This is a genomic window from Devosia sp. SL43 (genome assembly GCF_021729885.1).
Taxonomy (GTDB): Bacteria; Pseudomonadota; Alphaproteobacteria; order Rhizobiales; family Devosiaceae; genus Devosia.
Genome location: NZ_CP063401.1, coordinates 3,046,604 through 3,058,299, shown reverse-complemented (window position 1 = coordinate 3,058,299; position 11,696 = coordinate 3,046,604). Strand labels below are relative to the sequence as shown.

At 62.3% G+C, this 11,696-nt stretch carries 7 protein-coding genes; 4 read left to right on the top strand and 3 right to left on the bottom strand.

Annotated features, from left to right (window positions below):
- The first annotated feature begins 159 nt into the window (after positions 1 to 159).
- Positions 160 to 723 (top strand): transglycosylase SLT domain-containing protein, encoded by a 564-nt coding sequence (locus IM737_RS15065; RefSeq protein ID WP_442874139.1) that lies wholly within the window; start codon positions 160 to 162, stop codon positions 721 to 723.
- A gap of 203 nt (positions 724 to 926) precedes the next feature.
- On the opposite strand, the gene IM737_RS15060 is transcribed toward IM737_RS15065, so the two are convergent.
- On the bottom strand, positions 927 to 3,290 hold the full coding sequence (locus IM737_RS15060; RefSeq protein ID WP_236895142.1) for a hybrid sensor histidine kinase/response regulator: 2,364 nt from the start codon (positions 3,288 to 3,290) through the stop codon (positions 927 to 929).
- Positions 3,287 to 4,819: an ATPase domain-containing protein gene (locus tag IM737_RS15055; RefSeq protein WP_236895140.1), complete on the bottom strand. Its 1,533-nt coding sequence runs from the start codon at positions 4,817 to 4,819 to the stop codon at positions 3,287 to 3,289. Before IM737_RS15055 ends, IM737_RS15060 begins: the two co-directional genes overlap by 4 nt.
- Positions 4,820 to 4,969: 150 nt before the next feature.
- On the opposite strand from IM737_RS15055, the gene polA reads away from it, so the two are divergent.
- Entirely contained in the window at positions 4,970 to 7,885 is a 2,916-nt protein-coding gene (polA, locus tag IM737_RS15050) for a DNA polymerase I (protein WP_236895138.1), read from the top strand.
- A 118-nt stretch (positions 7,886 to 8,003) separates the two neighbouring features.
- On the opposite strand, the gene IM737_RS15045 is transcribed toward polA, so the two are convergent.
- Positions 8,004 to 8,291 carry a GIY-YIG nuclease family protein gene (locus IM737_RS15045; protein ID WP_236895135.1) on the bottom strand — a complete coding sequence of 96 codons (288 nt, stop codon included), beginning with the start codon at positions 8,289 to 8,291 and terminating at the stop codon, positions 8,004 to 8,006.
- A gap of 136 nt (positions 8,292 to 8,427) precedes the next feature.
- Between IM737_RS15045 and IM737_RS15040 the strand changes: the two genes are divergently transcribed.
- Both IM737_RS15040 and IM737_RS15035 read left to right on the top strand, forming a co-directional pair.
- Positions 8,428 to 9,222 carry an aminoglycoside phosphotransferase family protein gene (locus IM737_RS15040; protein WP_236895133.1) on the top strand — a complete coding sequence of 265 codons (795 nt, stop codon included), beginning with the start codon at positions 8,428 to 8,430 and terminating at the stop codon, positions 9,220 to 9,222.
- A gap of 72 nt (positions 9,223 to 9,294) precedes the next feature.
- Complete coding sequence (locus IM737_RS15035; RefSeq protein WP_236895130.1) at positions 9,295 to 10,809, top strand: caspase family protein; 1,515 nt, start codon at positions 9,295 to 9,297, stop codon at positions 10,807 to 10,809.
- Positions 10,810 to 11,696: the final 887 nt, after the last annotated feature.

Sequence of the window (11,696 nt, the reverse complement as noted above, 5' to 3'; positions counted from 1 at the left end):
CCCGTCCCCTGGGCCTTGTTGTTAAAAAACCTTTAACGGAGAGCGCGGCCAAGGCAAACCAGATTTGCCATCGCCCACAGAGGATGCCGTCAATTTGCCATCAAGCTGCCCCGATTTGGCTCTATCGCGCCAAATGACAAATCAGGTTAAGGTAGCGGCATGACCATCGGAACCACATTGGGCAAGGGCGCAGGCATGGCCGGCACGGCAGTGATGCTGGCGCTGGTCGTCGCAGGCTGCTCGATGAGTTCGTTCAAGCCGGCTGCCGGTCCGGCCAGCGCGGCGCTGGCGAGTTTTGCCGCACCCGCGACGCCGGCTGGGCACGTGCCCGACGCGACGGCGGTGCCCCAAGCAGCGGCGATGGCCTATGCCGGCGGCTCACTCGATGGCCTGATCTCGCATTATTCGCAGCATTACAGCGTGCCCGAGGCTCTGGTGCGCCGCGTCATCGTGCGCGAGAGCAACTACAATCCGGCCGCGCGCAACGGGCCGTATTACGGCCTGATGCAGATCAGCCACGCCACTGCGTCCGGCATGGGCTATCGCGGTTCGCCATCGGGCCTGCTCGATGCCGAAACCAACCTGCGCTATGCGGTCCGTTATCTGGCTGGCGCCTATGTGGTCGCCGGTGGCAATTACGACCAGGCCGTGCGGTTCTATGCCCGCGGCTATTACTACGACGCCAAGCGGGCTGGCTTGCTGGAAGAGTCTGGGCTGCGCTGAGCGCATCACCAATCGTTCGAATATGCGGAAGCAACCCCTCCCTAGCCCTCCCCTCAAGGGGGAGGGTGGTCTCCACTCGACGGCACCACCTCAGCAAACCCCACTGGGTCCACCTTCCCCCTTGAGGGAGGGCAAGCAAAGCTTGGCGCGGCAGCGCCTAGCGTCGCTCGGAAGGGGGTATCGGAAGCCCGGATATCTTGCCCCTAAGCAACCGGCGCCACGCGCCCAGCCAATAGCCTTGAAATCTGCGTCGCCAAATCGGCCTGCTGATAAGGCTTGGCCAGGCGTGGCAGGTCCGTCGTCGTGCCACTGGGCAAATCCGCGTAACCCGTCGCCAGCAATATCGGCAGGTCCGGAAAGCGTTCGCGGGCGCGGTTGGCCAGCTCCACGCCGGTCATCCCCGGCATGGCATAGTCGGTGATCAGCGCGTCGATCCGCTTGCCGCTGTCCAGAATGGCCAGCGCTTCCTTGCCCGAATAGGCTTCGAGCACGGTGTGGCCAAGGTCCTGCACCATGTCGACAGTGTTCATGTTGATCAGCGCATCGTCGTCAACGACGAGGATCACCGAGGCCTGCGGGGTCACAATTACTTCGGGTTCCATTTTCAGAACCTCCATCACGGGTGTTGCCGACACCGGCAGCCAAAGTTCGGCTGTCGTGCCCTCTCCCAATTTGCTTTTGAGCTGCAGCGCCCCGCCGAGCTGTACGGCCAAGCCATGGACCATAGACAGGCCCAGACCGGTTCCCTTGCCCAGCTCCTTAGTCGAGAAAAATGGCTCAATTGCGCTGGCCAGCGTCGTTTCGTCCATGCCGATGCCGGTATCGCTGACCGAAAGCTTGAGGAATCGCCCCTTAAGCCCCAGCCCGCTCTTCTGGCCATCTTCCTCGACCAGCCTCAGCGCCAGCCTGCCACCTTCGGGCATGGCGTCGCGCGCATTGACCGCCAGGTTGAGAATGGCCAGTTCGAGCTGGTTGGCGTCGATCTTGGCCGGCGGCAGGTCCGGCGCGATATCGAGTTCGATGGCGACCAGGGGGCCGATCGATCGCTCCATCAGGCCACGCATGCCTTCGAGCAGTCCGCCCAGATCGGTCGGTTCGGGCTTCAGATCCTGGCGGCGGGCAAAGGCGAGCAGGCGCGAGGTTAGCGATGCGCCGCGCTGGGCGCCCTGCAGCGCGCCATCGATGAAACGCTGGATTTGCGGATCGTCGGGCAGGCGCTTGCGCAGCAGTTCGAGATTGCCCTGGATGGCCGCCAGGAGGTTGTTGAAGTCATGCGCCACGCCGCCGGTCAGCTGACCGATGGTTTCCATTTTCTGGGCCTGGCGCAACTGCTCCTCGGCCCGGCGGCGCTCGGTCATTTCGCGGAAGAAGGCGGCGCCACCGACGATTTCGCCATCGCCGCCGCGCAGTGGCGCATGCTGGCTTTCGAGGACGACATTGCCGCTGGTCAGCGTCGTCATTTCGATTTCTTCGATCGGGCCGGAAATGCCGACCAGCGCATCGCGCAGGCGATGGTCGATCGCTTCGGTCTGACCGTCCCCAATGACCCGGGCCAGCGGACGCCCCAGCACGGCCGGCGCCGGCAGGCCGAAGATGCGCTCCATCACCGGGTTCCAGATCGTCACCCGCAGCTCAGTGTCATAGGCCACGATGCCGGCTGGCACGCTGGTCAGCAGCAGCCCGGACAAAGCACGCTCGCCGCGAAGCGCCTGTTGCGTCCGCTCACGCTCGGCGGCAACAGCGGCCAGCAGCTTCTCGCGCTCGGCTTCGGCTGCCTTGCGCGCTGAAATGTCGGATGCCACGCCCACCACGGTGTGCGGCTGGCCATAGCGATCCAGCAGCACCCGCGCCCTTGTATCGACCCAATGCTCGCTGCCATCGGGCCAGTGAACCCGATATTCCAGCACCAGGTCAGCACCGGTGCGGGTGGCGTCGTCGAAGGCGCGCTGCACGCGGGTCTGGTCCGAGAGAACGACGGCCTCGATCAGATCGGCAAACAGCAACGGCTCGTCCGGTCGCCGTCCGAAGCAGGCTCTGAACTGGTCCGAACCGGTCAGAAGCAGTTCATCAATTCTAAGCTCCCACGAGCCCATGCGACCCGCCAACAAAGCCGTTTGCAGCCGCTGTTCACCCTCCCGCACATCGTCGAGATAGCGTCGCGACTGATACTGCCGGCGCCGACCGCGGAGCGCGTTGTCGACGACGTTCAGCAAGGCCGAGGGGTGAAATGGGCGTTCCAGCACGATCACATTGCCGAGCGCCACCTGCAATTGCGCCATCAATGCCGTCTGCTCGGCACCGCCGGCACGCTGGCTGAGGATCACGAAGGGAAAGTCCGACCATGGCGCCTGTTCATCGGTCCAGTTCTTGAGCGCCGACACGTCAGCATATTGCAGCGCTTCGCTGGTTATGATGGCAAGCCCTGCGCCCTCGATCATTGCCGCAACCAGTTCGGCGATCGTATTGCGCGCTTCGGCCTGTCGCCCGGCATCGGCCAACAACGTTTCTGCGACTGCGCCGTCGCGCCCACGCGGCGCAAGGATAAGCGCTCGTTCTGAATTGATCACACGCGGCTATCCCCGTTGGCGGGACCAAAACGGCCATCGCCCTCTGATCCCAGCAGTGGGTTGTGGGTGCCAGTATAGGTGGGCACCCCGCGCAGCACACCTTGGAAATCCTCCAACGGCTCGCCGATGGAAATGCCGGTGCGCCCAATGCGATATTCGCGGATCGTGTCCTCGTGCTGGCCAGAGCGCTTCTTGATCACCGAAATGGCGCGACGCACGCGGCCCATGGCCTCGAAATAGCGTAGCAGGATGACGCTGTCGGCGAGGTAGGTAATATCGACCGGCGACTTCATGTCCCCAACCAGGCCATGCTGGGCCACGGTGACGAATGTCGTCGCGCCCTGGCGATTGAGATATTGCAGCAGCTCGTGCATGTGCAACAGCAGGGCCTGTTCCTCGGGCATGGATGCCTGGTAACCGTTCAGACTGTCGATAACGACGGTTTTGACCTGGGCCTTGTCCACCCGGCTACGCACGCGATGCGCGAACTCACCCGGTGACAATTCCGCAGCATCCACCTGCTCGATGAGCAGGTTTCCACCGTCCTGCAGGGCCTGCAAGTCAATGCCCATGGCCTTGGCACGCGTGAACAGCAGGCCCAGCTCCTCGTCAAAAATGAACAGAGCCGCCTTTTCCCCACGCTCGACCGCAGCCCGTGCGAAATGCAATGTCAGCAGCGACTTTCCGGCGCCCGCAGGCCCCAGCACGAGCGCGCTCGACCCCCGTTCGAGGCCGCCACCCAACAGGGCGTCGAGTTCTGGGATATTGCTGGTCAACGCCGACCGATCAAACCGGGTGCGGTGCTCGCTTGCAACCAGCCGCGGGAATACATCCACGCCGCCGCGTCGAATGGTGAAATCGTGATAGCCGCCACGATAGGCTTGGCCGCGATATTTCAGGACGCGCAGCCGCCGACGCTCGGCGCCGTAGGTCGGCGCAAGTTCCTCCAGCCGCATCACGCCATGCGCGACCGAATGCACGGTCTTGTCGTTGGCGTCACTGGTCAGATCGTCCAGCATCAGCACCGTCGCGCCATTGCGGGCAAAATAGTGCTTCAGCAGCAGTATCTGGCGGCGATACCGAAGCGAGCTCTGCGCCAACAGGCGGATTTCCGAGAGGCTGTCGAGCACGATACGGTCGGGCTTGACGCGTTCCACCGCCTCGAACATCGCCTTGGTCGCCTCGCCCAGCTCCAGATCGGACGAATACAGCAGCGATTGCTGTTGCTCGCTGTCGAGCAGGCTTTCGGGTGGCGCCAGTTCGAAGATTTCGAACTTGTCGTCGATCTCCCAATCGTGGGAATTGGCCGTGAGGCGGAGTTCGGCCTCGGTTTCCGAAAGGGTGACGTAGAGCCCTTTTTCACCGCGCGCATGGCCTTCGAGCAAAAACTGCAGCGCAATGGTCGTCTTGCCGGTACCGGGGCTGCCCTCCAGCAGATAGAGGTGCCCGCGGGCCAATCCGCCCACAAGAATATTGTCGAGGCCGGCGACGCCGAGCCTGGCTTTTTTGTTGTCAGCGATGTCGGACATGACGCTCTCTACCGATTCTCTTTGACTGGGCCTTTCCGCCCCAATCCTTGCCAACGCGTCGAGTTGTGCCCCGGTTCCCGCTGCCCAAGGCCTTTTTGCCGCGGCAAAACTCCCCTAAAGTTGCGCCTCGCTCCTGAATGGAATCGCCTCATGCATCTGCTGCTCGTCGACGGCTCGGGTTATATTTTCCGCGCCTTCCATGCCCTGCCGCCGCTCAATCGCAAGTCTGATGGCCTACCCGTCGGCTGCGTGCAGGGTTTCTGCAACATGCTGTGGAAGCTGATGGAAGACTTGAAGGGCGAGGACGAGCCGACCCACATGGCCGTCATCTTCGACGCCAAGGGCAAGACCTTCCGCGACGATTTCTTCGCCGAATACAAGGCGCAGCGGCCCCCGGCCCCGCCTGAGCTCGTGCCGCAGTTCCCGCTGACCCGCGCCGCCACCCGCGCCTACAATATCGAATCCATCGAGATGGAGGGCTGGGAGGCCGACGATATCATCGCCACCTATGCCGCCATGGCCCGCAAGGCCGGCGGCAAGGCGACCATCGTCTCGTCCGACAAGGACCTGATGCAGATGGTCGAGGCCGATGGCTCGATCCGCCTGCTCGACACCATCCCCCGTCCCGGACAACCTCCCCTCCGCTGGATCGGCGTCGATGAGGTGTTCAACAAATTCGGCGTCACCCCCGACAAGGTCATCGACGTGCAGGCGCTCTGCGGCGACAGCGTCGACAACGTGCCCGGCGTGCCCGGCATCGGCGTCAAGACGGCCGCCGAGCTGATCAACCAGTATGGGTCGGTGGAAAACCTGCTCGAGCATGCCGGCGAGATCAAGCAGAATGCCCGCCGCGAAAAGCTGATCGCCAATGCCGACAGCGCCCGCCTCAGCAAGCGCCTCGTCACCCTCGCGCAGGACGTGCCGGTCGCGCTCGATCTGGATGCCCTGGCGCGCCAGCCGGTCGAGCCGGGCAAGCTCTTTCCCTTCCTCAAGGCGATGGAGTTCGCCACCATCACCAAGCGCCTGGCCGGCCTGCTCGGCGCCGATCCCGATGCCTGGGAGCCCGATCCGGAACTGGCCGTGGCGCCCGTCGCCCCTGTCGGATTCAACAACGAAGCCCGCGCCGAGGCCCGTGCCGCCAGGCAGGAGGCCGAGGGTCGCGCCGGCTCGCCCGTGGTGCTGCATGCCGCCGCCATGCATGAGGCCACCAAGGCCATTCCGTGGACGCCGGAAAACTACGAAATCATCCGAGACGCCGCCCACCTGCAGCGCTGGATCGACATGGCCTATCGCGAGGGCCTCGTCGCCACCGATGCCGAGTCGACCGGCCTCGACAACCAGACCGCCGACCTCGTCGGCCTCAGCTTCGCCACCCAGCCCGGCAACGGCGCCTATCTGCCGCTCGGCCACTCCACCGGCGAGAACGACATCTTTGGCGGCGGCAAGGCCGAGGGCCAGATGGATAGCCGCGAGGCGCTGGCGATGCTCCGTCCGCTTTTCGCCGACAAATCCATCCTCAAGATCTTCCACAACGCCAAATACGACCTGGGCCTGCTCGCCCGCTACGATGTGGCGGTGAACAGCTATGACGACACCCTGCTCCTCAGCTATTCGCTCGACGGCCCGCAGTTCAACACCATGAGCGAGCTGGCCGACCACTGGCTCGGCGTGCCCGGCCAGTCGATCAAGGACCTGATCGGTTCGGGCAAGGGCCAGATCACCTTCGCCCAGGTCGAGATCGACAAGGCCGCCCGCTATGCCGCCGAAGACAGCGACATGACCCTGCGCCTGTGGCGCATCCTGAAACCCCGCCTCGCCGCCGAGGGCATGACCACGCTCTACGAAACCATCGAGCGGCCCCTGGCCCCCGTGCTCGCCCGCATGGAAGGCCGTGGCATTTCCGTCGACCGGCAAATCCTCGCCCGGCTCTCGGGCGATTTCGCCCAGCGCGCCGCCGCGCTCGAGGCCGAGGCCTATGAGCTGGCCGGCTCCAATTTCAACCTCGGCTCACCCAAGCAGCTCGGCGAAATCCTGTTCGATCGCATGGGCCTCGAAGGCGGCACCAAGACCAAGACCGGCGCCTGGTCCACCGGCGCCGATGTGCTCGAAGACCTCGCCCTCAAGGGCATTCCGCTCGCCCGCACCATTGTCGACTGGCGCCAGCTCACCAAGCTGATGGGCACCTATACCAATGCCCTGCCCGAATACATGAACGCCCGCACCGGCCGCGTCCACACGACGTATTCGCAGCACTCCGTGCTCACCGGTCGCCTCAGCTCCAACGATCCGAACCTGCAGAACATCCCGGTCCGCACATCAGATGGCCGCAAAATCCGCACCGCCTTCGTCGCCGCCCCCGGCAAGATGCTGATCTCGGCCGATTACAGCCAGATCGAGCTGCGCGTCCTCGCCCATATCGCCGATATCCAGTCGCTCAAGGACGCCTTCGAGGAAGGCCTCGACATTCACGCCATGACGGCGTCGGAAATGTTCAACGTCCCGGTCGAAGGCATGCCGTCGGACGTGCGCCGCCGCGCCAAGGCGATCAATTTCGGCATCATCTACGGCATTTCCGCCTTCGGCCTCGCCAACCAGCTCGGCATCGAGCGCGGCGTCGCCGGCGACTACATCAAGACCTATTTCGAGCGCTTCCCCGGCATCAAAGACTATATGGACGAGCAGCGCCGCCGGGTGAAAGTCGATGGCTATGTGATGACCATCTTCGGCCGCAAGATCAATTTCCCCAACGCCAATTCCTCCCACGCCGCCGAACGCAGCTTCGTCGAACGCGCCTCGATCAACGCCCCCATCCAGGGCTCCGCCGCCGACATCATCCGCCGCGCCATGATCCGCATGGAACCCGAACTCAAGGCCGCCGGCATCGAGGCCGACATGCTGCTGCAGGTGCATGACGAACTGATCTTCGAAGTTCCGGAAGGCACGGAGGACATCGCCATGCCCGCCATCAAGCGCGTCATGGAAGGCGCGGCAGAGCCAGCGGTGCGGCTGACGGTGCCGATCCAGGTGGATGCGCATGCGGCCAAGAACTGGGATGAGGCGCACTAAGGGGTACCCCCAACTCGCCCCACCCACCGCGCGTCACCCTCGGGCTTGACCCGAGGGCACTGCACTTGCCGCCCAGCGGGCAAGTACAGTCTCCTCGGGTGACGCGCTGTGGAGATGGCTACTTCACGATCTCATCCCAAAGATCGCGCCATTCCGGATTACCCTCCTCGATCAGCGCTTCCTTCCACTGCCTGTACCACCGCTTGAGCGACGTCTCGCGCTGGATCGCATCCTCGATCCGGACGTAATCCTCGAAATACACCAGCCGCTTGATGTTGTTCGTCTTGGTATAGCCCTCCACCAGCCCCTCCCGGTGCTGGTAGACGCGGGCGACAAGGTTGCTCGTGACGCCAACATAGGTGCGCCCACGCCGCATATCCGCAAGGATATAGATATATCCACCCATGCCCCATCATCGAAAGTACAGTGCCCTCGGGTCAAGCCCGAGGGTGACGATCTGTGGTGTTGGCGAGATGGTACCCCACCCACCGCACGTCACCCTCGGGCTTGACCCGAGGGCTCTACACTTGCTCAACTCCGGTATGACCACCACCGAAGAAATCCCCCTCACCGGCGGCGGCCGCACGGCGGTCAGCCGCATCGGCGACACCGTCCACCGCCAGACCGGCCCCTGGGCCGCCTCCGTCCACGCCCTGCTCCGCCATCTCGAAGCCGAAGGCTTCAGCGGCGCCCCGCGCGTCATCGGCACCGGCTTCGACGACCAGGGTCGCGAAACAGTCAGCTTCATCCACGGCGTCTCGCTCCATCCCGGCCCCTGGCCCGACGAGGCGATGTTCAATCTTGGCAAGATGCTCGCCGACTTCCACCGCGCCAGCGCCAGCTTCGTGCCACCGGATGACGCCGTCTGGCGCCCCTGGTTCGGCCGCGAACTCGGCGTCGGACCGCGCATCATCGGCCATGGCGACCTGGGCGACTGGAACATCATCGCCCACGACCACCAGCCCGTCGGCTTCATCGATTGGGAACAGGCCGGCCCGGTCGATCCGCTGGTCGAACTGGCCCAACTGTGCTGGCTCAACGCCCATCTCTTCGACGACGACCTGCAACTGCGCATCGGCCTGCCACCCCTGCCCATCCGCGCCAAAAAACTCCGCTACATCGTCGACGGCTACGGCCTCGCAGCCGCCGACCGCGCCCGGCTGGTGCCCACCATGATCGAACTGGCCATAGCCGACGCAGCGAACGAAGCGACGCAGGCCGGTCTCACGCCCGACAGCACCGGCCCGGTCGATGCGCTGTGGGCGATGGCATGGCGGGCGAAGAGCGCGGCGTGGATGGGACGTAACAGGGGGGCGTTGGAGGCGGTGCTTGTTTAGAGAGCGACGCCGCGCCATTGTCCGGTAAACAAAAGTCTCGAATGCTTTGGCACAAATTTGGGGGAGCGAAGAGTGAGAGATCTCGCGATAGTACTATACGCGTCGGACTACACGAACGCTGGCAAGCTGCCCGCTTGCCAGCGTGATGCTAAGGCAATCCAAGAACTTCTCCTTGCGTCAGATCAATTTGACGACGTTACATTAATTGACGGAAATCTTGGATCTTCGGCGGCGAAAGACGCATTGATAGATTTTGCAAAACGTTACGAAACAGAAGACGTCGGCACTCTTTTCTTTTACTTTAGCGGTCATGGCCGAGTAAAAGACGGTCAGTTTTTTCATCTACTAGCGGACTACGCTGAACGTCAGATCAGACAGACCTCTATTGAGAACTACGAGCTGGATCAGATCCTAAAAAGTCTGTCTCCAAACTTGTGCGTTAAGGTCGTAGATGCATGCCAATCGGGATTTTCCTACGTTAAGGAAGGCGCCGAGTTTAAGGAATATGTGTCGAAATCTAGCGAAGAATACAAAAGTGTCTATTTCATGTATTCTTCTCAGTCGACGGAATCGTCGTTTGCTGACGATAGAATGAGCTATTTCACAAATAGCTTCTTAAGTTCAATAATTCGCCGAAAATCAAATGGAATTCGTTACAAAGATATAGTTGACTACATTTCAGACGATTTCTCGTCATCTGGCCTGCAAACACCTGCATTCGTCATACAGGCCAAACTCACTGAAGTCTTTATGCCAGTTACTGACGAAATCATTCGGCGACTGGAGCCTTACCTAGCCAACTCCCCTTTTGACACCCCTAAAGCCGAAAGCAAACTGAGTCTCGCTGAGAGAATCCGTTTCGACGCCAGTCGGTATCTGGAAAGGACCGAAGCCATGGCTATTGTGGAGTCAGTACATTCGGCTCTTGCGGAGCTGAAGTTGACGGGAGAGGTCGAGGGCCTATTCACCGCCGAAGCGATTGCCGAAGAGCGGCAGCCCCCGAGTGCGGACCTAATTGGAGACTGGATAAATCGGAACAACGCGGACAAGGCCCTATTTGCAAAGGCAGTAACCAAGCAGGAAAGCTACACTGAAAGAGTCCTAAAGCGAAGTTCTTTCGGATTGTTAACAAACTATACCGACCCTTTTAAGGAAAAGACTGACGAAGATTACGAGTTTACAACTAAATATCGTACAGTTGTAAGTGATTTTGAGCACACTACTGACATGCCGTTCACTTACGTTCGGGTCAGACTTACGCCGGCGGTAAAAAATTTGGCGCCAGAAGAGTTGTTAGTTGTTCCGGTGATCTCGTTAACTTCCATAAGAGTCTTTTACGGCTTCTCGCATTTCAAGATTGTCGACTGGGGAAAAGTGCAGAGGCTGGGAAAGGTTGTCTGGCAGACAGCGGAGTTTGAGATGACTGATGCAAAGTCAGTTTTGCTTCACTTGGATAGCGTGTGGTCCGAGTTTCTTACGTTTGTGGAAGGCGGGCTCCTCGAGCGCTTTCCCAATGTCGACGAAGAGGCAGCCTTAGTCCCAGACAAGGCCGCCAAAAGTGAACACTCACAGCGACCTCGCAAATGAGGTCGCGCGGATGCCCACGGCGAAGGCCGGAATCCATGTCCGTGGCGCGCCGCGGCATCCAGCGTATGGACAACCCACCGCATGGATTCCGGCCTGCGCCGGAATGACATCGTGGGTGGTGTGGCATGGTGGCCGGAACGGACCCGGCTAAAGCCCCACCTCATGCGACAAATCCCGCCAGGTCGGGTTCTTCCCTCGACCCAGTCCCACCGCCAGGTCCACAATGCGCTTCTCGCGCTTGGCACTGCGCCCTCACCCCCACCGGGTCATTCCGGCGCAGGCCGGAATCCAGGTCCGTGGCGCGCCGCCACATCCAGCGCATGGATAGCCCACCGCATGGATTCCGGCCTGCGCCGGAATGACATCGTGGGTGGTGTGACATCGTGGGCGGAACGGACGCGGCTAAAGCCCCGCTCGTGCGACACATCCCGCCAGGTCGGGTTCTTTCCCTCGATCCAGTCCCGCCGCCAGTCCACAATGCGCGTCTCGCGTGTGGCACTGCGCCCTCAACCCCCACCGGGTCATTCCGGCGCAGGCCGGAATCCAGGTCCGTGGCGCGCCGCCACATCCAGCGCATGGATAGCCCACCGCATGGATTCCGGCCTGCGCCGGAATGACATCGCGGGGGGTGTGACATGGTGGCCGGAACGGACGCGGCTAGAGCCCCGCTCGTGCCACACATCCCACAAGGCCGGGTTCTTCCTCGACCCAGTCCCACCGCCAGTCCCCAATGCTCTTCTCGCGCCTGGCACTGCGCCCTCAACCCCCACCGGGTCATTCCGGCGCAGGCCGGAATCCAGGTCCGTGGCGCGCCGCCACATCCAGCGCATGGATAGCCCACCGCATGGATTCCGGCCTGCGCCGGAATGACATCGTGGGTGGTGTGA

What these genes read in the sequence shown, in the direction of transcription:
- IM737_RS15065 (WP_442874139.1), top strand. Translation starts at nt 160, where the DNA reads ATGACCATCGGAACCACATTGGGCAAGGGCGCAGGCATGGCCGGCACG.
- IM737_RS15055 (WP_236895140.1), bottom strand. Translation starts at nt 4,819, where the DNA reads ATGTCCGACATCGCTGACAACAAAAAAGCCAGGCTCGGCGTCGCCGGC.
- polA (WP_236895138.1), top strand. Translation starts at nt 4,970, where the DNA reads ATGCATCTGCTGCTCGTCGACGGCTCGGGTTATATTTTCCGCGCCTTC.
- IM737_RS15045 (WP_236895135.1), bottom strand. Translation starts at nt 8,291, where the DNA reads ATGGGTGGATATATCTATATCCTTGCGGATATGCGGCGTGGGCGCACC.
- IM737_RS15040 (WP_236895133.1), top strand. Translation starts at nt 8,428, where the DNA reads ATGACCACCACCGAAGAAATCCCCCTCACCGGCGGCGGCCGCACGGCG.